Annotated in this window: 19 protein-coding genes; 8 read left to right on the plus strand and 11 right to left on the minus strand. The window is 70.2% G+C overall.

The annotated features are described in order from the left end of the window. Positions 1–18: 18 nt before the first annotated feature. The 4 genes from ACFORO_RS35320 to ACFORO_RS35335 form a co-directional block, all read right to left on the minus strand. The gene (locus ACFORO_RS35320) at positions 19–1,926 is read right to left on the minus strand and encodes a maleylacetate reductase and hydroxyquinol 1,2-dioxygenase domain-containing protein (protein ID WP_377869741.1); all 1,908 of its coding nucleotides are present in this window, start codon (positions 1,924–1,926) and stop codon (positions 19–21) included. A 94-nt stretch (positions 1,927–2,020) separates the two neighbouring features. After that, positions 2,021–2,902, minus strand: a complete 882-nt coding sequence (locus ACFORO_RS35325; protein ID WP_377869742.1) for an AraC family transcriptional regulator — start codon at positions 2,900–2,902, stop codon at positions 2,021–2,023. Between the two features lie 42 nt (positions 2,903–2,944). After that, positions 2,945–3,769, minus strand: a complete 825-nt coding sequence (locus ACFORO_RS35330; RefSeq protein ID WP_377869743.1) for an NAD-dependent epimerase/dehydratase family protein — start codon at positions 3,767–3,769, stop codon at positions 2,945–2,947. A gap of 83 nt (positions 3,770–3,852) precedes the next feature. Beyond that, positions 3,853–4,650, minus strand: coding sequence for an IclR family transcriptional regulator (locus ACFORO_RS35335; RefSeq protein ID WP_116199354.1), 798 nt, complete (start codon positions 4,648–4,650; stop codon positions 3,853–3,855). Between the two features lie 129 nt (positions 4,651–4,779). Here ACFORO_RS35335 and ACFORO_RS35340 point away from each other — a divergent pair, with 129 nt between their 5' ends. From ACFORO_RS35340 to ACFORO_RS35370, 7 genes are all read left to right on the plus strand, one after another. Further along, positions 4,780–5,712 (plus strand): 5-dehydro-4-deoxyglucarate dehydratase, encoded by a 933-nt coding sequence (locus tag ACFORO_RS35340; protein ID WP_377869744.1) that lies wholly within the window; start codon positions 4,780–4,782, stop codon positions 5,710–5,712. Next, the gene (locus ACFORO_RS35345; protein ID WP_377869745.1) at positions 5,712–6,968 is read left to right on the plus strand and encodes a glucarate dehydratase family protein; all 1,257 of its coding nucleotides are present in this window, start codon (positions 5,712–5,714) and stop codon (positions 6,966–6,968) included. Before ACFORO_RS35340 ends, ACFORO_RS35345 begins: the two co-directional genes overlap by 1 nt. 4 nt (positions 6,969–6,972) lie before the next feature. Further along, entirely contained in the window at positions 6,973–8,121 is a 1,149-nt protein-coding gene (locus ACFORO_RS35350; protein ID WP_377869746.1) for a hypothetical protein, read from the plus strand. 144 nt (positions 8,122–8,265) lie between these two features. Beyond that, on the plus strand, positions 8,266–8,397 hold the full coding sequence (locus ACFORO_RS35355) for a hypothetical protein (RefSeq protein ID WP_377869747.1): 132 nt from the start codon (positions 8,266–8,268) through the stop codon (positions 8,395–8,397). A gap of 22 nt (positions 8,398–8,419) precedes the next feature. After that, a complete protein-coding gene (locus ACFORO_RS35360; protein ID WP_377869748.1) occupies positions 8,420–9,874 on the plus strand; it encodes an aldehyde dehydrogenase (NADP(+)) in 1,455 nt (484 codons plus the stop codon). A 77-nt stretch (positions 9,875–9,951) separates the two neighbouring features. Then, entirely contained in the window at positions 9,952–12,288 is a 2,337-nt protein-coding gene (locus ACFORO_RS35365) for a polysaccharide lyase 8 family protein (protein WP_377869749.1), read from the plus strand. Between the two features lie 110 nt (positions 12,289–12,398). Further along, entirely contained in the window at positions 12,399–13,862 is a 1,464-nt protein-coding gene (locus tag ACFORO_RS35370) for a flavin-containing monooxygenase (protein ID WP_377869750.1), read from the plus strand. A 460-nt stretch (positions 13,863–14,322) separates the two neighbouring features. Here the strand turns inward: ACFORO_RS35370 and ACFORO_RS35375 are convergent, their stop codons facing one another. Next, on the minus strand, positions 14,323–14,766 hold the full coding sequence (locus ACFORO_RS35375; RefSeq protein ID WP_377869751.1) for a VOC family protein: 444 nt from the start codon (positions 14,764–14,766) through the stop codon (positions 14,323–14,325). Between the two features lie 211 nt (positions 14,767–14,977). Between ACFORO_RS35375 and ACFORO_RS35380 the strand changes: the two genes are divergently transcribed. Beyond that, positions 14,978–15,292 (plus strand): VOC family protein, encoded by a 315-nt coding sequence (locus tag ACFORO_RS35380; protein WP_377869752.1) that lies wholly within the window; start codon positions 14,978–14,980, stop codon positions 15,290–15,292. 345 nt (positions 15,293–15,637) lie between these two features. Here ACFORO_RS35380 and ACFORO_RS35385 read toward each other — a convergent pair whose 3' ends face one another. The 6 genes from ACFORO_RS35385 to ACFORO_RS35410 form a co-directional block, all read right to left on the minus strand. Then, complete coding sequence (locus tag ACFORO_RS35385) at positions 15,638–16,093, minus strand: helix-turn-helix transcriptional regulator (protein ID WP_377869753.1); 456 nt, start codon at positions 16,091–16,093, stop codon at positions 15,638–15,640. Between the two features lie 85 nt (positions 16,094–16,178). Then, positions 16,179–17,339 (minus strand): VWA domain-containing protein, encoded by a 1,161-nt coding sequence (locus tag ACFORO_RS35390; RefSeq protein ID WP_377869754.1) that lies wholly within the window; start codon positions 17,337–17,339, stop codon positions 16,179–16,181. Then, entirely contained in the window at positions 17,336–19,516 is a 2,181-nt protein-coding gene (locus ACFORO_RS35395) for a DUF5682 family protein (RefSeq protein WP_377869755.1), read from the minus strand. Before ACFORO_RS35395 ends, ACFORO_RS35390 begins: the two co-directional genes overlap by 4 nt. Then, positions 19,513–20,598 carry an ATP-binding protein gene (locus ACFORO_RS35400; RefSeq protein WP_377869756.1) on the minus strand — a complete coding sequence of 362 codons (1,086 nt, stop codon included), beginning with the start codon at positions 20,596–20,598 and terminating at the stop codon, positions 19,513–19,515. The genes ACFORO_RS35395 and ACFORO_RS35400 overlap by 4 nt, the downstream gene beginning before the upstream one ends. After that, entirely contained in the window at positions 20,595–22,037 is a 1,443-nt protein-coding gene (locus tag ACFORO_RS35405; protein ID WP_377869757.1) for a DUF5691 domain-containing protein, read from the minus strand. Before ACFORO_RS35405 ends, ACFORO_RS35400 begins: the two co-directional genes overlap by 4 nt. After that, on the minus strand, positions 22,034–23,347 hold the full coding sequence (locus ACFORO_RS35410) for an SWIM zinc finger family protein (protein WP_446681593.1): 1,314 nt from the start codon (positions 23,345–23,347) through the stop codon (positions 22,034–22,036). The genes ACFORO_RS35405 and ACFORO_RS35410 overlap by 4 nt, the downstream gene beginning before the upstream one ends. Positions 23,348–23,430 lie beyond the last annotated feature (83 nt).

Below are 23,430 nucleotides of genomic sequence, written 5' to 3' on the forward strand. Positions count from 1 at the left end.
GGTGGGATTCCCGGGGAGTCAGGCGCGGGTGACGCGGAAGGTGAACTCGAGACGGCGCCAGGGTTCGCGCCCGTCCGGCGCGGGGCCGGTCCGCTCGGCGAAGTCGACGATCAGGCCGTCCTTCACGCCGAACACGGTGTCCGAATCGAGGTAGTCGCCGCCGCGGACGAACAGCTGGGTCACGAGCGTGCGATAGCCGGGTTTGGCGATCATGAAGTGCACGTGCGGCGCGCGGAACGGATGCCGCTCGACGGCGGTGAGCATCTGGCCGACCGGGCCGTCGTCCGGAATCGGGTACGCCGACGGCACGATCGTCCAGAACCGCAGCCTGCCCTCGGCGTCGGTGCGGAAGCGGGCGCGCAGCACCGGACCGTCCAGATCGGGCAGCTGGACGTCGTAGAAACCGTCCTCATTGGACTGCCAGACGTCCACGACCGCGTCCGGCACCGGGGTTCCGTCCGGCTCGGTCACCTGGACATCCGTCCACAATGGAGTCCCGGGCAGTCCTTCGGCGAGATCCGCGCCCTGCTCGGTTTCCGGCGGGCCTTCGACATAGAACGGGCCCAGCACCGCCGACGGCGTGGTGTCCGGCGTGCGCGAGTTCGTGAGCACGTCGACCACGCTCGAAACGCCAAGGGTGTCCGAGAGCAGAATGAACTCCTGCCGCGTGTCCGAGCTGATCTGCCCGGTGCGGGTGAGGAATCCGATCGCGTACTCCCACTCCTCCTGGGTGAGGTCGGTGCGCACGACGTAGGAATGCAGCGTGCGGACCAGCTCGGACAGCAGTTCGCGCAACCGAGGGTCCGGCGTGCCGGCGAAACTGTCCACGACCTCCTGGGTGAGCCTGCGCAGATCCGGCGGCGTTCCCTCTGCGGGGACGGGGCGGGTGCCGGACCACGCGTGTCGCAGCAGCTCCTCGATGCCGTCGCGGGTGAGTTCGCGCGGATTCGGATACGGCGCGGCGGTGGCCAGTTCGGCGGCCTTGGCGAGATCGCCTTCGGCCAGGCCGATTTCGGCCAGCGAACGCGGCACCGGCAGGCTGGCGAGCAGGTCGAACACCGCCGTCGGGGCATCGGGTGCGCCGAGCGCTTCGGCGATCCGCCGCATGGCCTCCCGAGCGTTTGGCGCGTTGTACGCCATGGCGTGCGGAAGGACGATCGTGTGCGTTTCGGCGTGCGGCAAACCGAAACTGCCGCCGAGCGTGTGGCACAGCTTGTGGTGCAAGCCCATCCCGACCGACCCGAGGCAGGAACCGGCCAGCCACGCGGCGCGCAACGCGTCGGTCCGAGCGTCGGCATCGGACGGATCGGCGGCGATCCGCGGCAGCGCGGCGGCGAGCAGCCGGATCGCCGCCAGGGCGAGCTGGTCGACGATCGGGTTGGCCTCCGCCGAGTAGAGCGCCTCGACCGCGTGCGCCATCGCGTTGACGCCGCTGGCCAGCGAGGTCGGCACGGGCAGGCCGAGGGTGAGGTCGACGTCGTAGACGACCACCTCGGGCAACACTTTCGGCGATGACTGGGTGGTCTTGCGGCCGTTCTCGGTCTGGCCGACGACCGGCGTCATCTCGGACCCGGCGTAGGTGGTCGGCACGATGACCTGCGGGATGTCGGTGCGCAGCGCGAGCGCCTTGGCCAGTCCGGTCGCGGAGCCGCCGCCGATCGCGACGACGCAGTCCACCGAATGCTCGACGACCAGTGCGAGCGCGCGTTCGGTGACCTCGACCGGGGTGTGCATGGTGGGCTCGCCGAAGCGGGCGGCGAGCAGCGGGCCGAGCGCGTCGGCGGTCCGGTCGGCCGCCTCGGCCGCGGACTTTCCGGCCACCAGCAGCACCCGGCTGGCGCCGAGCCGCTGCAGCTCGTCGGGGACGACGGCGAGCGTGCCGCTGCCGAACACGACCCGGGCCGGGTTGGCGGTGTAGGTGAACATCGACGGTCCTTCCACGCGGGTACGTCGAGTATCCGGGTGGCGACGACCCAGCGCCTGCACAGACATGCTGGGCGGGCTGCACGAAACGCGCGCGTCAGCCGTCCCGGCGAAGCGCGGCGGGCGTCGTGCCCAGGTGGGCGCGCAGGACTCGGGTGAGGTGCTCCTGGTGAGAGAAACCGCAGCGCACAGCGATGTCGACGATCGGTTCGGTGCCGGTCCGCAGCAGCAATCCGGCCTGATCCACGCGCAGCCGCAACAGGTACCGATGCGGCGGCAGCCCGGTGCGCGCCTTGAAGCGGCGGGCGAACCGGCTGACGCTCAACCCGGCCGCCGCGGCCAGTTCGGCCAGCCCGAGCGGTTCGGCAAGGCGTTCGTCCATCAGCTCGCGCACCTGGGCGAATTGCCGGTCCGTCAGTGCCTCGACCGATCGCGGCGCTGGGGGAGTGCTCCGCCCGGAACGGTGCTGCCGCGCGAGTTGCGCGGCGACGAGTGCGGCGAGCTGATCCGCGTACGCGCGAGCGCCCGGCTCCCAGTCCCGCACGACGCTGTCGAGCGCGAGGACCAGCTGCTCCAGCAGCGGATCGACGCTGCCGAGCTCGTCGGCCAGCCGGACCGGAGCGTCCGATCCGGCGGCCTCCTGCACTGCCGAATCCGGCAGGTACACATGCAGCGTGTCCAGCTCGCCGCCGAGTTCGACCGACAGTTCCTGGTGCGACGGCTGGAGAAAAAGCCCGCCCGCAGGGATCCGCCGGCTGCGCTCGCCGGGCGACCCGACGCCGCGGCGAACGGTGACCGGACCGGCGAGGTGCAGGATCAGCTGGTGCGTGCGAGCGGGCCCGAACTCCGCGCGATACGGCCGTTCGCGCTGTTTGGACAGGTAGATCCGGTCCCAGCCGAGACCCGCGCTGGTGCGCTCCGGGCGGATCCACGGCAGGGAAAGGATGCCGTTCGTGTCGCCACGCCCCAGCTCGCCCACGGCGTCCTCCTCTTCGAGGGTCCCCGTGGGCGAGGGTACCTCTCAGAGCGGGTTGAACACGCCCAGCGGGGCGGTGCAGAACGGCCCGCCGATGTATTCGGCGGCCGCTCCGGTCGAAGCGGGCTTGTCGGCCAGCTGGTCGGCGTAGACCTCGGCGTTGTCGTGCGACTTGTAGCCCAGCGCCTCGGCCTCGGCGAGCGAGTAGACGCGGCGGGTGTTGTCCGAGACGCCCCAGATCATCCGGTAGCCCGGCGACGGCGCGCTCAGGCAGGCCTCGAACAGCCGTGCCCCGTCGTCCGGCGACAACCAGCTGGTCAGGCCGCGGATGCCGAGCGGCAGCGGGGTCTCGAAGCACGAGCCGATGCGGACGACGATCACGTCCATGTCGAAGCGCGACGCGTACAGGCTGCCCAGCGCTTCGATGGCGGCTTTGCTTACGCCGTAATAGGTGTCCGGTCGGGTGCTGGAGTCAGCGGGCAGGCCGCTCTCGCCCGCGTCGGCGTTCCGGCGGAAACCGACGGCGTGGTTGCTCGACGCGAGCACGACCCGGCGGATCCCGGCTTCGCGGGCCGCTTCGAGGACGGTGTGCGTGCCGTTGATGTTGACGTCGAGGGTGGCGTCCCACGACGCCTCGCGGCTGAGCCCGCCAAGGTGGATCACCGCGTCCGCGTCCGCGCAGGCCGCGGCCATCGCTTCGGGGTCGGTGACCGAGCCGGTCACGATCTCGACCGCTTCGCCGTCCTCGGCGGCGGGCTGCTCGGCGAGGTCGAGCAGCCGCAGCACCCGGCCGTCACGGCGCAGCCGCGGCCGCATCAGGGTGCCGACGACGCCGGCCGATCCGGTGATCAGCACACGCTGGTCTGGCATGGATTTCCTTCCATAAAAGCTCGTGAGCGGCGATTACGGTGAGAACCGCGATCGCCGCTCACGAGGGGCACGGGTGGCGGCGGTCAGCGGATTCCGGCGCGGCGCAGCTGCTGGCCGAGCTCGGCGGTGGTTTCGGCCAGCAGTTCGCCGACGCGCTCGACGTCGGCGTCGGTGACCTTGCCCAGCGGCATCGAGCAGCTCATCGCGTCGGTGCCGGGAATGCGGTACGGGATCACCGCGGCCACGCAGCGCACGCCGAGGGTGCCTTCTTCGATCTCGGCGGCGTACCCGCGTTCCCGGGTGCGCGCGAGGTCGGCGTGCAGCGCGTCGAGCGTGGTGATGGTGTTCGGGGTGAGCGCGACCAGCTCCTCGGGCATGAGCGCCTCGACCTCTTCGTGGGTCAGCTCGGCGAGCAAGGCCTTGCCCAGCGCGGTCGCGTGCGTGGGCAGGGTGCGGCCGACGCGCGAGATCAGGTGCGTGGAGTGCTGCGACTCGCGCGTCTCCAGGTAGACGACCTCGGTCCGGTTGCGGCGCGCGAAATGCGCGGTGAAGCCGGTCTTCTCGCGGATGCGCTCCAGCGCTTCGGTGGCGTAGGGGACGATCGCGTCGCGGTCGAGGTACGCGGTGCCGCAGATCAGCGCGCGCACGCCGAGCCGGTAGCGCGCGGAGTTCGCGTCGGCCTCCAGCCAGCCCGCGTCCAGCAGGGTGCGCAGCAAACCGTGCAGACTGGAGCGAGGGAATCCGGTGCGCGCATGGAGATCAGACAGCGACAGCCACACGTCGTTCGCGGCGAACGTCTCGATCAGGTCGATGGCGCGCCGCGCCGACTTCACGCCCGCGGACTCCGCGGGAGCGGTGGCGGGGTCTGTCTTCTGCGCCATGCGCGTCCTCCAACCGGGCCGTTGACTTGTGAGTCCGGCCATATTAGCGTCCCGAACAGCGTTCTTGTGGGTGAACATAGTCACGATAACAGACTCCATTCAAGAATGTGAACATTGGAGCAGAAACTGATGGCACAGACCGCAATCGAGCTGGACGGCTTGCTGGCGTTCCCGCTGACCCCCTTCACCGAAGACCTCGAGCTCAACCTCGACGGGTTCGCGGAGAACGTGGAGAGCCACATCGCCGCCGGTGCGGGCGCGCTGTTCGTCGCGTGCGGCACCGGGGAGTTCAGCTCGCTGTCGGTCGACGAGGTCGCCACGCTGCTGGCGAAGGCGCGCGAGGTCGCTGGTGGGCGAGTGCCGGTGTGGGTCGGCGCGGGCGGCGGCGCGGCCACTGCGCGCGCAGGCGTCGCGGCGGCGCAGGCGGGCAATGCCGACGGTGTGCTGCTGCTTCCGCCGTACCTGGTCACCGGGCCGCAGGAAGGGCTGGTCGACTACGTGCGCTACGCGGTCGGCGACACCTCGGTGCCGGTGATCGTCTACCACCGCAGCACCGGCGTCTTCACCGCGCCTGCCGCCGCGAAGCTGCTGGACATCCCGTCGGTGGTCGGGATCAAGGACGGCTACGGCGACGTCGAAACGATGACCCGGATCGTCACCACGATCCGCGCGCTCGGCACGCAGCGTTCCGCGGACTTCTTGTTCTTCAATGGCTTGCCGACCGCCGAGGTCTCCGCGAAGGCGTACGCGGCGGCTGGCGTCGCGCGCTACTCCTCGGCGGTGCACTGCTTCGCGCCGGAGATCGCGCACCGCTTCCACCGCGCGCTGGCGAAGGACGACAACGCGACGATGGACGCGCTGCTCGCCGGGTTCTACCTGCCGCTGGTGGCGTTGCGCGACGAGACGCCCGGCTTCGCGGTGTCGCTGGTGAAGGCCGCCGCCCGGCTTCGCGGCGACAAGGTCGGCACTGTCCGGCCGCCGTTGATCGAGCCGACCGCCGAGCAGATCGACCGGCTGGGCAAGGTCGTCGAGAACGGTTTCGCCGTGCTGAAAGGCCTCTGATGAAAATCCGGGACGTGGCGCTGACCCCGGTCGCCTTCGCGGACGCACCCCTGCTCAACGTGATGGGCGTGCACGAGCCGTTCGCGTTGCGCAGCGTGGTGCAGGTGGTGTGCGACGACGGCGTGGTCGGCCTCGGCGAGTCGTACGGCGACGCGGCGTTCCTCGGCGAGGTGCGCAAGGTGCTGCCGGAACTGGCCGGACACGACATTTTCGACCTGCCGGGCCTGAAGCGGATCATCGCGCGCACGCTCGCCGGGACCGTGCTGACCGACGAGCACGGCCTGATCGGCGGGTTCTCCATCCGCAAGACGATCGCCAGCGTGTACTCGCTGTTCGAAGTCGCCTGCCTGGACGCACAAGGACACTTCCTCGGCCGTCCCGTCGTCGACCTGCTCGGCGGCAAGGCCCGCGACGCCGTCGACTTCTCCGCGTACCTGTTCTACAAGTACGGCGCACATATTGGCGCGGACGAGGACAGCTGGGGCGACATCCTCACCCCCGAGGCGCTGGTCGGTTCGGCTCGGCGAATGGTTGAGGAGTACGGGTTCCGCTCGATCAAGCTCAAGGGCGGGGTTTTCGCGCCGGAGCAAGAGATCGAGGGGATCCGTGCGCTGGCCGAAGCGTTCCCCGGGCACCCGTTGCGCATCGATCCGAACGCGGCGTGGACGCCCTCGACGAGTGTCCGCGTGGCCGCCGAACTCGACGGCGTGCTGGAGTACCTCGAAGACCCGACGCCGGGTATCGAGGGCATGGCTGAGGTCGCGCGCGAGGCGAGCATGCCGTTGGCCACCAACATGTGCGTGGTGAACTTCGGCGACCTGGAGCCTGCGTTCCGGGCGCGCGCGATCGGTGTTCTGCTGTCCGACCACCACTTCTGGGGCGGAATGCGCGACACCCAGGCGCTGTCGGTGGCCTGCGAGAGCTTCGGCGTCGGGCTGTCCATGCACTCCAACAGCCACCTCGGCATCAGCCTCGCCGCGATGGTGCACGTCGCGGCGGCGACCCCGCACCTGACGTATGCCTGCGACACCCACTGGCCGTGGAAGACTGCCGACGTGATCGAACCGGGCGTGCTGGATTTCGTCGACGGAGCGGTGGCGGTGCCGGACCGGCCCGGGCTCGGGATCGCGCTGGACCAGGACGCCCTCGCCAGGGCGCACGAGGACTATGTCCGATGTGGACTGACCAAACGGGACGATGTGACGTACATGCGCAAGTACACTCCCGGCTTCGAGCCGAACACGGCGAGGTGGTGAGCCGGTGAAGGCGACCGGATACGCGTATCCGTGGGACGTGCTCGGCGACACCGCGTTCGCCGAGCGGGTGCGGGATCTAGGGGTGGACGAGGTCGCGGTGGCCTTGGCCTACCACAGCGCTCGGGCCGCGACGCCGTGGTCGACGGACCAGACCTCGGTGGTCGCGCGGACGGCCGCGCTCTACCGGCCGGTGCGCGCGGAAGCGTGGGCGGGCCGGGATCTCGTACCCGCCGCGCCGGACTGGGTCTCTTCGGAGGACAGCGGCGGTGATGCGGTCCGGCGCCTCAACGACGCCGGAATCCCGGCCGCTGCGTGGATTGTGCTCACGCATAACTCTCAGCTGGGCACCGCGTTCCCGCAGTACGCCGTGCGCAACTGCTTCGGCGAGACGTACCCGTGGGCGTTGTGCCCGGCGCAGCCCGCCGTCCGCGAGTACGCGGCGACGCTGACCGCTGAATCCGTTGCGGGGTTGAAGCTTTCGTCGGTATTGCTGGAAGCGTGCGGCCCGCTCGGCGGCGTGCACCAGCACCAGCACGAGAAGACCGACGGCGTATGGGCTCCGGCCACCGCGCGGCTGTTGTCGATCTGCTGCTGCGACGCCTGCGCGGAGGGCTGGACCGGCCTCGACCCGTCGGACGTCCGGGAAACCTTGCGCGCCGAGGTGCAGCGGCTGATCGCCACAGCGGATTTGTCGGTGGCCGAGGATAGACTTCCGGCTGAGTTGAAGAAGATGCTTTTGTCTGGACGGCAGCAATCGACCGATGCGCTGCGCGCCGCAGTGCTGGCCGTGCTGGAGCCAGGTACGCGGATCGTGCTGCACGGCGCGCTGGACCCGTGGGTCACCGGCGCGCTGCCCGGCCTGACCCCGACGGCCGCCGACGACGCCGAGACGGTGGTGCTGCAGAACTGGGCTCCCGGTCAGGCGAGTGTCGACGCGGTTGCCGCTGCTCGGCAGGCACTGCCGGAACGGGTCGCGATCGGCAGCTACATCACCGCGGTCGCGGCGAGCGCGGTGCCGGACATCGAGGCGTACGTGCTTGAGCTGGCCAAGGCCGGCGCGACCGAATTGCACCTGTACCACCTGGGCCTCGCCGGACCTGCGCGCTGGCCGGACCTGCACGCCGCCACGGCTGCCGCGCACTCGGTGTCGTGAAGCTTGTTTGGTGCGGAGATGCGTTGAGTCGTGAAGCTTCTGCTCCGGGGGTGAGAAGGTGCGCTGGTTGCGTGAGTTGCCGGGTCGAACGGCTGGCTGCTGCCGCGCACGCGGTGTCCTGAATCTGTTTGACAAGGAGATGCTGTGAGCCGCGAAACTTCCGGAACGGAAGGGGCGGGCATGCTGGCCGAGGCAGCCGCCCGGCGGTTCGTCGAAAGCACTCCGGCTGACCGGGCCGAGCGGCGCGCCGCCGCTGCCGCGCACTCGGCGTCCTGAACCTGTTTGACGAGGAGATCCATTGAGCCGCGAAACTTCCGCCCCGGAACTGGAAAGCGTGCTGGCCGCGGCCGCCGCAGCCGCGCGCCCGTTCGCCGACAGCACGCCAGCCGAACGGGCGCGCTGGCTGGCCGCCGCCGCGGACGCGCTCGACGCGGCCGCCGATGAGCTGGTCCCGTTGGCGCACCAGGAAACCCGCCTCCCGGCCGCGCCGCGGTTGAAGGGCGAGCTCGCGCGCACGACGTTCCAGCTGCGACTGTTCGGCGAAGTGCTGCGGGACGGCGAATTCCTGGGCGCGACCGTCGACCACGCCGACCCGGCCTGGCCGATGGGCGCCCGTCCGGACCTGCGCCGCGTGCTCGTGCCGATCGGACCGGTGCTCGTGTTCGCCGCGAGCAACTTCCCGTTCGCGTTCAGCGTCGCGGGCGGCGACACCGCGTCCGCGCTGGCGTCCGGCTGTCCGGTGGTGCTCAAGGCGCACCCGGGCCACGAAGAGCTTTCGACGCGAACCGGCGAGATCGTCGCGCGGGCGCTGACGGAAGCGGGCGCGCCGGAGGGTGCGTTCGCGGTGATCCACGGGGTCGAGCAGGGCGTCACGGCGCTCAAGGACCCGCGGATTTCCGCCGCCGCGTTCACCGGTTCCGTGCCGGGCGGGCGCGCGCTGTTCGACATCGCGGTGTCGCGGCCGACTCCGATTCCGTTCTACGGCGAGCTGGGCAGCGTCAACCCGGTCGTCGTCACGCCGGGTGCGGTCGCCGCGCGCGGCGAAGCGGTGGCGAAGGGCTATGCCGGGTCGTTCAGCCTCGGCGCGGGCCAGTTCTGCACGAAGCCGGGCCTGCTGTTCCTGCCCGAGGGCCACGGGTTGGACGACACGCTGCGCGAGGCCGTCAGTGCGGTCGCTCAGCAGGAAATGCTGAACGACCGCATCGCCGCCGGATTCGCGCGGAAGCTGGCGGATCTGCGCGCGGTATCGGGCGTCGAGTCGGTCGTGGAAGGCGCGCAGGACGGCGACGCGTTCACTCCGTCGCTGCTGACGACCACGGCGAAGGAATTCCTGGCTGGCGGCGAGGCCGTTCGCGAGGAGCACTTCGGCCCGGCGTCGTTGATCGTCACCTACTCCGACCAGGCGGAACTGACCGAGGTGCTGGACAGCCTCGAACCCGGCCTCACCGCGACGGTCCAGGGCGAGGAGAGCGACGCCGACTTCGTGCGCCCGCTGCTGCCCTCGCTCACCCGGCTCGCCGGACGACTGCTGTGGAACGACTGGCCGACCGGCGTCACGGTCAGCTGGGCGCAGCAGCACGGCGGCCCGTACCCGGCGACGACCGCACCGACCACGACCTCGGTCGGCGCCGCCGCGATCGAACGCTTCCTGCGCCCGGTCGCGTGGCAGAGCTTCCCGGACACGCTGCTGCCGGAAGCCCTGCGCGAAGCGAACCCGTGGCAGCTGCCGCGCCGGGTCGACGGAGCGCGCTGAGCAGACCCCTCGTGCGTGGCAATCCCGGTTCTAGCCGGGATTGCCACGCACAACCAACCCCACTGGGAGGCACCGTCATGCCCGTGAACCGCAGAACCGCACTGCGTGGCGGTGCCATCGCCGCCGCGTCGGCCGCGCTCGTCGCCACTGCACGCCCGGCGTTCGCTTCGGCGTCGAGTTCGGCTTCGGCCCCGGCTGATCCGTTGAAGACCATCGTGGCTGGCTACCGCGAGTTGCAGACGGGCATCAACCGCCCGTCGCCGGAACGCTCGGCCGCGCTGAAGAACCTCGGTCGGGTCGCGAAGTCGTACTACGACAGCATGACGGTCTCCGGCAACGGTCCACTGTGGACTGACCTGCCGCTTGGCCCCGGCAGCGACTACACCACGTCGATGTACGCCCGGTTGCGCGCGATCGCCGTCGACTGGGGGACACCGGGCAGCACGCTTTCCGGCGACCCGAAGGTGCTCGACGGGATCAAGAAGGCGCTGGAGCTGATCTACGCCAGCCAGTACAACCCGCAGGTCGGCGAGATCGGGAACTGGTACACCTACGAAATCGGCGTGCCGTACTACCTGCTGCACACCCTCGTCACGGTCGCCGACCAGCTGACCGCCGACGAGCTGGCGCGGTATGTCAGCCCGATCAAGCGGTTCGTCGGCAACCCGAACCTGCGCGCGAACAACCCGAAGGTCGTCGAAACCGGCGCGAACCGGGCAGACAAGGCGCTGATCTCGATCGTGTCCGGCGCGCTGACCGGCGACACCGCGTGGATCCGCACCGGCATCGACGCGATCACCGACGTCGCCGGCGGGGGAGCGGCGAGCGTCCTGGCGAAGCTGGACCGCGCGGCGGGCGACGGCTTCCACGCCGACGGCTCGTTCATCCAGCACGACACCATCCCGTACCCCGGCCACTACGGCATCGTCCTGCTGACCGCGCTCGCCGGGACGATCCACGTCACCGAAGGCACCGAGTACGCGCTGTCGGACGACCTCAAGCAAAAGGTGTACGCGCTGGTCGGCGACACGTTCGCGCCGTTCGTCTACGCGGGCGCGCTGATGGAGCCGGTGCGCGGGCGGATGCTGTCGCGCCAGGGCGAAACCGCGCACGACATCGGACATCAGCTGACCGTCGCGACATTGGTCCTCGCCCGCTCGGCGACCGGGACCGTGCAGACCGAGCTCTCCGGCCTCGCCGCCAAGTGGATCAAGGAAGGCACATACGCGCCGTTCCTGGAAATCCCCGATCCCGAACGGTTCGCGCCCGGCCCGGATCTCGTCGCGACGCCGGGCATCGAGTTCGCCCAGGACATGCTCGCCGGGCCCGTTCGGCCCACGCCGATCGTCGCGACGCACCGGATCTTCGGCCAGCAGGACCGGATGGTGCACGTGACCGAGGGATGGTCCGCGTCGCTCGGCGTCGGCTCCGCGCGGATCTCGCGCTACGAGTCGATCAACGGGATGAACCTGCACGGCTGGCACGTCGGCGACGGTGTGCTGTATTTGTTCCTCCCCCACGCGAAAGGCCACTACTCGGACGCCTATTGGCCGACCGTCGATCCGGCCCTGCTGCCCGGCACCACCGCGAAGGCCGGTCCGCCGGGACCGCTGGCGGGGACTCCGTTGACGACGAAAGCGCACGTCGGCGGCGTGCGCTGGGACGCCCGGCACGGCGCGTACGCGATGGATTTCGTCTCCGAAGACGGTTCTCTGTCCGCTCGGAAGTCCTGGTTCTTCACTCCGGCGGGCATCGTCTGCCTCGGCGCGGGAATCACCGACACGTCCGGGCAAGCGGTCCGGACCACGATCGAAAACCGCAACCTCGGCGAAAACGGACGCGGCACGCTGCTGGCCGACGCCCGCGCGGTCGGCGATTCGGCCGCCCTGCACCGGCCGCGCTGGCTGCACCTCGACCACGTCGGCGGGTACGTCCTGCTCGACAACGCCGAGGTCACCGCACTGCGCGAAGACCGGATCGGGGCTTGGCGCGACGTCGACACCGGTGCCAACACGAAGGGCACCACGACGCCGAACACACGGCGGTACCAGAAACTGGTGATCGAGCACGGTGCGAAGCCGGTGGACGCGAAGTACGCGTACGCGGTTCTGCCCGGTGCGTCGGTGATGGGGACCGTCGCTTCGATGCTCTCGTGGCGCGTCCGGGCGAACACGGCCGCTGTCCAGGCTTTGCGGCTGTGGGATAACACACTGCTCGCAAACTTCTACAGTGCGGGTACCGTGGACGAAGTATCCGTCTCAGGACCCGCTTCGGTGGCGCTCGGCCGGGACAGCCTCGCTGTTTCCGACCCGACGCAGCTGCAGGACAGCGTCCGCGTGACGGTGCGGCGGCGCACAGTGGAGGTTCCGCTCAAGGACACCTTCGGCGCCACCAAGATCGTTCCCCTGCGGTGAGCACGGTTTTCCCCGCCGGGCCGGTGGTTCCCGGCCTGGCCCGGCGGGGCCCCACTTGAGTCGGCCGCGGCCGTAAAGTGGGCGGAAGCTGCACCGAGCGGGGAGGAACTTTGGCGCATTTCGATGTCCTGGTCGTCGGAGCCGGACTGTCCGGCATCGGCGCGGCGTGCCGGCTGCAGCAGCAGGCACCGGGCCGGACGTACGCCATCCTCGAAGCACGCGACACGACCGGCGGAACCTGGGACCTCTTCCGGTATCCCGGCGTGCGCTCCGACTCGGACATGTTCACGCTCGGCTACCCGTTCCGCCCGTGGCGCAAGGAACAGGCGATCGCGTCCGGCGCGGAAATCCTGGAGTACATCCGGGACACCGCCGAGCACTACGGGATCTCCCGGCACATCCGGTTCGGCCACCGGGTAGTTCGGGCGTCCTGGTCGTCAGCCTCGGCCCGCTGGACAGTGGAGGTCTCCCGGGACGGCGAGCTCCTCACCTTCACCTGCTCTTTCTTGTACCTGTGCAGCGGCTACTACAGCTACGAGAACGGCCACGTCGTCGATTTCCCCGGCCGCGAGACGTTCCGCGGCGAGATCGTGCACCCGCAGTTCTGGCCGCAGGACCTGGACCTCACTGGCAAACGAGTCGTAGTGATCGGCAGCGGTGCCACCGCCGTGACCTTGGTTCCGGAACTGGCTTCAGCGGCGGAGTCCGTGACGATGCTGCAACGCTCGCCAAGCTACGTCCTGGCTCGCCCTTGGACGGATTCCCTCGCCCGCCGCCTGCGGAAATTTCTCCCTTCGCGACTCGCCTACCACGTCGTACGGGCAAAGAACGTCCTGGTGACGACGCTGCTCTACCAGTTCTCCCGGCGGCAACCCGAGCGCGCGGCAGCCTTCTTGCGGGACGCGGCCGCTAAGCAATTACCTCCTTCAATTCCGGTAGATCCCCATTTCTCGCCGCGCTACCAACCCTGGGACCAGCGACTCTGCCTGACCCCCGGCGCGGACTTCTTCCAAGCGCTCCGCAGCGGAAAAGCGGACATCGTCACCGACCGGATCGACCGCTTCACCCCCGAAGGCATCACTCTGGAATCGGGTGCCGAACTGCCTGCGGACGTGATCGTCACCGCCACCGGCCTGCGGGTGATCGCGTTCGGCGGAATCGAACTGAGCGTGGACGGTGCGGTGATCGAGCCTTCGGAACAGCTGGTGTACAAGGGAATGATGCTAGGCGGAGTGCCGAACTTCGCGTGGTGCCTAGGCTATGTGAACGCCTCCTGGACGCTGCGGTCCGACCTCGTCTCCCGCTACGTGTGCCGCTTGCTGAACCACCTTTCCCGCAACGGTTTTGACGCATGCGTGCCGCGCCCGCCCGCAATCCCGGAGTCGACGCGGCGGCCGATCATGGACCTGACGTCGGGCTACCTGACGCGCGCCGCCTCAGTGCTGCCCCGCCAAGGCAACCGACGCCCATGGCTGATGCGGCAAAACTACGTATTGGACGCGGCAGACCTCCGACTGAGCCGAGTCGACGACGGGGTTCTGCGGTTCGAGCGCGCTTCGCGGCGCAGTGCTTGACCTCCTGACTTCGGTGCTGCTCGGCTTTCGCGACTCGGCGGGGACTCGCGGCGGTCGTGGCGAGGTCCTTTCGGTCCAGCCCGCTCGGCGCTGCTGATGACCTGCCCGGGGGAGTCGCCGCGGTGGTGTCGAGTTCCGCTGTTCTGGTTGTGGTTCCCGACGACTTTGACCGCGCTGTTTCGAGATTTCTCTGGTCCGCCCTGCTCGGCTCTTCTGACGGCGCGAGGGGGAATCGCGGCGGTCCTGTCGAGACCCTTCCGGCCTGTCCTGTTCGGCATTCTTGATGGCTTGGCGGAGCGCGCCGTGGTCGTTGCGGCTGGCCTGCCCGGCATTTCTGACGACCTCGCAAGCGAAACGCCGCGAGCGTGCCGAATTCTCTCCCGCTCGGCATTCGCAATGGTCTGCCGGGGGAGCCGCTGTCCTGCCGAGATCCTTCCGGTCTGACCGCGGCATCGCCCTGTCAGCAGCTCCAGTCTTTGCCCAGGTCGAGGTTTTCCCGACGCTGGGTGAAGGAGAACCAGTTGCCGGAATCGTCGCGGAAGATGGCCTCGGTGCCGTAGGGACGCTCTTGCGGTTCCTGCACGAACTCGACGCCGCGTGCCTTCAGGGCTTTGTAGTCGGCGTGGATGTCGTCGGTCCCGAAAACCCCGGCTCCCAGCACTCCCTTGGCAACGAGCTTCTTCAACGCTTCGGCCGATTCCGGGTCGAGCGCCGGCGCGCCAGGGACCATCAGCGTGATCTCGAGGTCCGGCTGGTCCTTGGCCCCGACCGTCAGCCAGCGCATCCCGCCGTCGCCCATTGTCAGGTCGGTGCGGACTTCCAGGCCCAGCTTTTCGGTGTAGAACTCCTTGGCCCGGTCATGGTCGAGGACCCAGACGTTGGCGATGGACAGGCCCTTGATCACAGCTGACTCCTTGTGCCCGGCAGGCGCTGTTCGCCCGCTCTCTGTGCTCAACCGTAGTTACTTCCGGGGCCGCTCGGCTTCTTGAAAATTGCGGTCCTTCGCCGGGTATCGCGGAAGCGGCTTTTTGTCGTACCTGTCTGGAATGCTCCGGGCATGGACATGATCCCGCAGGTGACGATCGGCTGCTCCGATCCGCAGAAAGGCGATGGGCGTGCTCGGGACAGAGTCGCCGCCCGGTGCCGGGGATATCCCGGAGTCGATCGTCGATCCCGCGGAACGGGGGCCGAGGGTCTGGTTCCAGCCGGTCCCGGAGGCGAAGACGGCCAAGAACCGATGGCACTTCGACCTGAAGGGCAGGCGGGGCCGCGACGTTCCGCTGGACATGCGTACGCAGCGAGCCAAGGCCGAGGCAGAACGGCTGCTCGAAGCTGGTGCCACGGTGCTGCGAATCAACGGCGAGCCGGACATGGGGCACTACGCCGCCACCATGCAGGACCCGGAGGGCGACGAATTCGACATCGTCTAAGTGGTGTTACGGCGGTGCCAGTCACACCGTTGCTTCATGGCCGCGCCCAGTGCTTGGTGGCGGGGTGCGGTTTGGTGGTGGTCCATTGCGCGAACAAGCCCCTGCTTCCTTGGCCCGCAACGGCTTCGGCGCTGCGCATCCGCGAGATCGCTCCTCGTAAAGAACCGAGATGAGTCGAGGTGCGGTTCTTGCCTGGCGGCGGTTCCGAGCCGTCCGTGGGGTCGGTGCGCCGGAGATGGAGACGGTTCGTCACTCAGGAACGGAGAGCGGTCGAGGTGTGGTTCTTGGTCGGCGACGGTTCCGAGGCGTCCGTGGGGTCGGCGCGCCGGGGATCGAGACGGTTCGTCACTCAGGGTCGGGTTTCGGTGTCTGCGACAGTCCCTTGAACCCGCCGTGCCACAGGAGCGCGTAACACCCGGGTACGAGGGCCGAGTCCTGGCTGACGTGCCGGGCGCGGTATTCGCTCGGGGTCAGGCCGGTGTGTTTCTTGAAGCTCGCCGAGAACGATCCGAGACTGCTGAATCCGACCAGCGGGCAGATTTCGGTGACGGACAGATCGGCGGTCCGCAGCAAATCCTCCGCGCGCTCAATCCGGCGGCGGCTCAGGTATTGCCCGGGCGTCTGCCCGTACACGGCGCGGAAGAGGCGCACGAAGTGGTAGCGCGAGTATCCGGCGTGCGCGGCGATCGCGTCGAGGTCGAGGGGCTCGGCCCAGTCCCGGTCCATGGCGTCCTTGGCGAGGCGCAGCTGACGCAGCTGCGCAAGCGGGACTGCGGAGGCCGGGCCGGGGGTGGTTCCCATTTCCCGATGGTGACACACGCGTCGGGGGAGCTGGCTGGGAAGGCGGGTGGCCGCGATCGGGGCAGGTCGTTCAGCGGGAGAGGGGTCACTGGGCCGTGGCTGAAGCGGCCCAGCGGCTCAAGTCCTCCCGTCGGAGTGCGGCTGCCATCAGGTCCGGGAAAAGGTCCGGCGTGCAGGCGAAGGCGGGAACCCCCAGTTCGGTGAGCGCGGCGGCGTTCTCGTGGTCGTAGAACGGCGCTCCGGAGTCCGACAGCGCCAGCAGCGTGACCACCTGCACCCCGGAACCGACCAGGTCTGCGACTCGGCGTAGCAGGTCGTCGCGTACTCCGCCTTCGTACAGGTCGCTGATGAGCACCAGGAGCGTCTGCTCGGGGCGCTCGACCAGTCCTTGGCAGTACGCCAACGCGCGGTTGATGTCGGTGCCGCCTCCTAGCTGGGTGCCGAACAGGACGTCGACGGGGTCGTCCAGGTGGTCGGACAAGTCGGCGACGGCGGTGTCGAAGGCGACGAATTTCGTGCTCAGGGCGCGCATCGAAGCCAAGGCCGCGCCGAAGACGCCGGAGTACACCACGGATTCTGCCATCGAGCCGGACTGGTCGACGGCCAGGATCACGTCGCGCCGGACGCTTTGTTCTCGGCGGCCGAAGCCGAAAAGCTGTTCGGGCACAATGGTTTTCAGGTCGGGAGAATAGTGTTTCAGGTTCCGGCGGACGGTGCGGTTCCAATCGATGTCCGCGCCTCGGGGGCGTTGCGTGCGGGCCGCGCGGTCCAGGGCGCCGCGCACCGCCGCTCGGGTGCGTTCGGCCAGGCGTTCCTCTAGCTCCGTGACGACCTTGCGCACGACGGTGCGGGCGGTTTCCTTTGTCTCCTCCGGTAAAACGTTGTTGAGGGACAGCAGGGTGCCGACCAGATGGACGTCCGGTTCCACGGCGCTCAGCAGTTCCGGTTCCAGGAGCATCCGGGTGATGCCGAGCCGGTCTACGGCGTCGCGTTGCATGACTTGCACGACCGAGCCGGGGAAGTACTTCCGGATGTCGCCCAGCCAGCGCGCGACGCGGGGCGCGGAGGCTTGCAGGCCACCGCTGCGGTCGCCGCTGCCGCGCGAGTTTTTGGGGCGCTCGTCGTAGAGGGCGGCCAGCACGTTGTCGACGCCGGTGTCCCCTTCGGACAGTGCGTGGCCGGTGCCGTCGGCGTCTCCGCCCAGCACTAGGCGCCAGCGGCGGAGGCGTTCGGGATCGGTGGTCACGGGGCGGCTCCCAGGAGGGTGGCGAAGACCGGCAAGGCGGCTGCGGCGCGGATTTCGTCCAGGTCTTCGGCGACCGTCGACTCGACCCGGCGAGTGCCGGACAGGGTGGCGGCGCGTTCGCCGATCGCGCGTTTTTCCGGACCGGCGAACGCGCCGAAAGTGCGGCGCAGCAAGGGAAGTATCTCGGTGAAGACCTCGGGCGGGATCGAGGTCAGCCAGGTGTCGACGACGCGCAGCATGCGTTCGTCGTGGACCAGCAGGAGTGCGCCGCCGGAGAAGAAGCCTTCGACGTAAGCGGCACCGTCCGTCGGTGCGATGCCGGGGGTGAGCATGCGGCCCAGCCGGAGTTCGACCTCTGCGCCGTCCAGCAGGTCGGCGTCGTGCAGGAGGCGCACGACGCGGCCTGCCAGCAGCGGCGGCAGGGAGTCGCGAGCGGACAGCTTGGCGAGGGCGGCGAACCAGCGGTCGCGGGAGGCGTCGCCAAGGAGGTCGGTGGCTTCGTGGACGTCGTCGACCAGTTCGCAGAATTGCGCGGCGGCCTCCTCGTCGATGCCGTGGACGGCGGGCGGGAGCCCGGCGCAGACCCGGGTGAGGATCCGGTCGGCGACTTCTCGCAGCCGTGCGGTGTCGGTGCCGCGGACGTCGCCGTAGCGGGTTGCCCGCGCGAGCGGGGGCAGGGCCGTCATGAGGTGTGCGACGTCTGCGTCTGCGGCGGCGCGGGTGTCCAGTGCGGCAAGGGTTTCCGGCAGGGCGTCGCCAAGGTCGGCCAGGAGACAACGTTCCACCGCGGCGGTGATGTCGGCGAGCGGGGGAGATTCGGCGACGGTTTCGCGCACGACCGCGGTGGCGGCGGCGGGCACGGTGGTTCCGTGGACGGCGGCCGCGACCAGGTCGACCTCGAAACCTGGTTCCCAGCACAGGGTCCAGGTCTCGCGGAAGGTGCCTTTGTTCCGCACCGAGGAGAGTTCCGGTTCGCCCCAGGGGATGCCGAGGATCTGCAGGCGGTGCAGCAGGCGGGAGCGGTCCAGGCCGCCGGGGGTGCGCAGGTCCAGGTCGAGTTCGCGTGCTTGGGGTTCGCGTTTGAGCCGGAGCCGCCGGGCGGTGGCGATCAGGTCGGCCGCCAGCGGCGCTTGCGGAACGGTCTCCGGCACCTCGCCGAGCAGTTCGCCGACCACGAGCCGCCGGGTGACCAGGTCGGCCTGGACGTCGTCGCCTCCGCACAGGACCGCGCGGGTGGCGGCGTCGACCTCGGCCAGCCCGGCCGACGACCGCCCGCGCAGCGCGGCCAGCGTGTCCGCCAGCCGTACGGCTTCGATCACGTGCGCGGTCGAGACGGGCAGGTCTTCCTCGCGCAGCACTCCGGCGACGGCGGTGAGCCATCGGGTGGTGACGTCATCGGCGGTGCTGAACAGGTGGTGATACCAGCCGGGGGAGCGGACGCCCGCGCCGTAGCCGGTGACCGACGCGAGCCTGCCGTGCGTCCACGGCACCCACGTGCACACGACCTTCCGCTTCGGAAGTCCTTTGAGGACAGCCTGGTCCTTGGCCGCGGGCGGCAGCGGATCGGCCAGCGCGGGCACGTGCCAGGCCCCGCAGACCACGGCGATCCGTTCGTAGCCTTCCTTCCGCGTCTTGCGCAGCACGTTCCGCATGTACGCCTCGCGCCGCCGCTCGTGCGGATCGTCCGGCCGGTCGCCCTCGCGCAGCGCGGTCATCGCGTCGGCGATCACCTCGAACGGCGATTCCTCGCCCCGGCGGGACTCGACGAAGTCGTCCCACCAGCGTTCCGGATCGTCGTAGCCGCCCGCCGCGGCGAGTTCCGCGAGCGGGTCGGTGCGGGGCGCGGTCCGTTCCTCGCCGAGTGCGAACTGGTGTGCGGCCGGGAGATCGCAGAACTTCACCGGGACGCCGGCCGCGGCGGCGTACCGCAACGCCTGCCATTCCGGGCTGAACACCGCGAACGGCCAGAACGCCGCGCGCGACACGTCGTCGGACGCGTAGGCCAGCAACGCGACCGGCGGCCGCATGTCGTCGTCCGCGGCGAGGTCGACGAGCTGGTCCGCTTCCGGCGGTCCCTCGATCAGCACCACGTCCGGTTCCAGCTCGGCGAGCCGGGCGGCCACCGCCCGTGCCGAACCGGGACCATGGTGCCGGATCCCGAGGAGATGAGTGGTCATCCGGCGATCTCCTGGCCTGCCCGGTAGAAGTCGGCCCAGCCCTCCCGCTCGCGCACGACGGTTTCCAGGTACTCGCTCCAGATCGCGCTGTCGGCCACCGGATCCTTCACCACCGCACCGTGAATCCCCGCCGCGACGTCCTGCGCGCGCAGCACGCCGTCGCCGAAGTGCGCGGCCAGCGCGAGTCCGCCGGTGAGCACGCTGATCGCTTCCGCTGTCGACAGCGTGCCCGACGGGGTTTTCACCGCGGTGCGGCCGTCTTCGGTTCGACCCGCGCGCAGTTCGCGGAAAACCGTGACCACACGGCGGATTTCGGCGAGATCGGCGGCTTCGGCGGGCAGCGACAGCGCGGCGCCCAGCTGCCCGACCCGCCGCCGGACGATGTCCACCTCGGCCTCTGCGGTGTCCGGCAGCGGGAGCACGACGGTGTTGAACCGACGGCGCAGCGCGCTCGACAGCTCGTTGACGCCTTTGTCCCGGTTGTTCGCCGTGGCCACCAGCGTGAACCCGGGCCGCGCCTGCACCTCGGCGCCCAGTTCGGGGATCGGCAGCGTTTTCTCGGACAGGATGGTGATCAGCGAGTCCTGCACGTCCGCGGGGATGCGGGTGAGTTCTTCGAGCCGCGCGACCTTGCCGTCCCGCATCGCGCGCAGCACCGGGCTTTCGACCAGCGCCTGGTCGCTCGGCCCTTCGGCGATAAGCCGCGCGTAGTTCCAGCCGTACCGGATCTGCTCCTCGGAGGTGCCCGCGGTGCCTTGGACGAGCAGCGTGGAGTCGCCGCTGATCGCCGCCGCGAGGTGCTCGGACACCCAGGTTTTCGCCGTGCCCGGCACGCCGAGCAGCAGCAGCGCGCGGTCGGTGGCGAGGGTGGCGACCGCGACCTCGATCAGCCGCCGCGGGCCGACGTACTTCGGGCTGATTTCGGTGCCGTCGTCGAGTTTCCCGCCGAGCAGGTAGGTGACGACCGCCCACGGGGAAAGGCACCACGAAGGCGGCTTCGCCCGGTCGTCGGCCGCGGCGAGAGCGGCCAGTTCGCCGGCGTATTCCTGTTCGGCGTGCGGCCGGAGGACGGGGGACGTCATGCGAGCTCCTTGTGCATTTCACGGCGGAAGGACAGGGTTTCGGCGACTGCGCGCCGCCACGGGGCGGCCTCGCCGGGAAGCGGGATCTCGGCCAGCGGGTGGCCGAGGCAGGCGACGGGCACGGCTTTCGCGATCAGCGCGGCCGCGTGCGCGACCAGCCGATGGTCGCGTTGCCCGGCGACCCAGTCGAGCAGCACCGTGCCGAGCGCGGCGGGCCACGGCTGCGGAAGGTCGAGGATAAGCCGGGTGAGGGCTTCGACCGGCAGCCCTCGGGTCAGCTTCGCGACCGTGGCGGCCTGCTGCTCGGGCGACAGTACGCCGATGAGCGCCGCGGTGCTGCGTCCGCCCGGTTCGGCCTCCACGAGGGCTTGCGCCCATTGCTCGTCGCGTTGCCGAAGCGCGGCGGTGGCCCAGCTTTCGCGCACCACGTTCAGCGGCGGGCCTTCGACGAGCATCCCGGCCAGTTCGCCCGGGCTGCCGTACTCGGCCCAGAACCGCAGGGGAGCGGCGGCGATGATCGCGCGCAGCCGGGCGGTGCCCTGTCCGGGACCGGCCGGGACGCGGATGCCGTCGCGGATCAGGCCGTCGTCCGGATCGGGCGGAGTGAATTCGAGGACGTCGGCCCGCAGCGCGCGGCTGCGCACGGTGACGCAGGCGCGCAGCCGTTCGATCATCCGCTCGCCGGAGGCGGAATCGGGGTACCGGCCGATCAGCCGCAACGCGATCTCGCGCACCCCGGCCGCCCGGTCGCCGAGCGCGGCTTCGACGAACGACTCGTCCTCGTCGGCGAGATGTCCGCCGAGCAGGGAGAGGAACGTCGCCCGGACGTCGGCCGGTTCGTTTCCCCAGGCCGCCGCGAGCGTCTCCCGCGCGCGGGCGGGATCGGCGACGAGCACGCGTTCCAGCCAGGCCTGGCGCCGTGCGGCGGTGCCGAACTGCCAGGCGTTGTCGCTGGTGTCGTCCGCGGCGGCGACCAGGAACGCCCACTCCGGATTCCGCTCGCCGAGCCACGCGCCGACCGGCCCGGCGACCGTGGCGAGCGGCGCCCGCAGCGACACCCGGGTCCGCGCCGCGTCGGCCAGCGCGGGCAGCCGATCGGCCGGGACGCGGAATCCCTTGCCCGCCACCGTGGTGAGCCATTCCTCGACCAGTTCCGGCCGGTTGGCCGACAGCAGGTGCACGAGCCGCGCCCGCGCGACGGCCGGGATGAACGGCCGGTTGTCCGCTGCTGCGGCGGGTTCGGGTTCGATGCCGGTGAGCGGTTGCTGTCCGGCGCGCCGATAGCCGGTGTACGCCGCCGCGGCGACGAGCGCCTGGTCGGCGGGTTCGGTGCGTTGTTCGGCGATTTCCCTTAGCCCGGGCGGCAATCCGGCGGGGTCGAGGGTTCTGCGGCGGGTGCCGAGCAGGACGGTGCCGACGAGGTCGTTCCAGGTGGTCACAGTCGCACCATCCCGTCTCGGTGCCAGCAGCTCAACGGCCGCAACCCCGACGTCGTCCACTCTGCGGCCACTGTCACCGGCTGCTCAGCCGCGAGGGCCAGCAACGGCCAGGGATCCACTGCCGGCACCAACGGCAGAGCTGCACCGTCTACATCGGACAGTGCCCAGCCGCCCCCGTGCCGCGCCGGGCGGAGGTCGGACAACAGCACCGGCCACCGGTCCAGCCAAGGGTCAGCCGCGAGCGCGGCGGCATGGTCGGCGAGCGCCGAAGCGCAAGTGCCGCCCACTGGTCCGCTCACCGGAACTGCGGGCTCCTCGCGATGGTCGAACACCGCCCGCAGCGGCACCGCACCCGGATGGAACACCAGCTCTCCCGCGACCTCGAACCCCGGCGGCAGCGAACTGTCCAGCGGACGCCCGGGCGGCGCGAACGACAGCACCAGCGCGTTCCGGCCGCTGCGTTTGCCCCGCAACCACGTGCGCCTGCTGCGCAGCGAGTCCTGTTCCTCGTCGATCGCCCCGGTGACCAGCCACTGATCCGGCACGCGTTCGCCGGACTCCAGCACCTGCGCGTTGCTCACCGAGAATCCGAGCCGGGTCCGGACGGTGTCGGCGAGCCCGGCAGGCAGCGCTTCCAGCCGATTCGCCGCGTCCGCGAGCACGTACACCAGCGACAACTCGGCCAGCAGCCGATCCGGCCAGTCCCGGCCGCGGCCGACCAGCGCGGCGGCCCGGCGCAGGCCGTTCGCCAGCCCGGGAGCTTGCGCGTCGACCATGCGCGAGGCGACCGTGTACAGCTCGTCGGTGCCGCCGCGTTCGAACGTCGCGAACCCGGCGGACACCCGGTCGGCGAGCCATCCGCGCAGCTCAGCGGCCCCGGCGGTGACGCGCGCGAGCCGCTCCTGCGCCCGCTTCGCCGCCGCTTCGAGGTCCTTCGGCGCGTCCGTCTTCTTCTCGGCCCGCTCCGCTCGCGCGGCCCGTTCGTCGAGCCATTGGTGCACCCATCCGGGCTCCTCCGCGCGGGGGAGTTGCCCCTCCGACCAGAGCAGCAGCAACCCCAGCGCGTGCTTGCACGGGAACTTCCGGCTCGGGCAGGTGCACCGGAACGCGGGCCCGGCCGTTTCCACCGTCGTCTGGTACGGCCGCTTCCCGCTGCCCTGGCACGCGCCCCAGACGGCACGGCCCGACGCGCCCGCGTCCGACCACTTCGCCGGCGCCGCCTGCCCGCGCCCGGCTTTCGCCGACGCGGCGTCCGGCGCGAGTTCGAGCACCCGCTCCGGGCTCCACCGCGCCGCTGCTTCGTCCCCCACGTTTTCCTTGCCGCTCTCCCGGTTCCGACCCCCGTAGGGGCTGACCCGAAGAGCATCCCACCCGCCACCGACAATTTCCGCGA

Source organism: Amycolatopsis halotolerans, assembly GCF_042647905.1.
Taxonomy (GTDB): domain Bacteria; phylum Actinomycetota; class Actinomycetes; order Mycobacteriales; family Pseudonocardiaceae; genus Amycolatopsis; species Amycolatopsis halotolerans.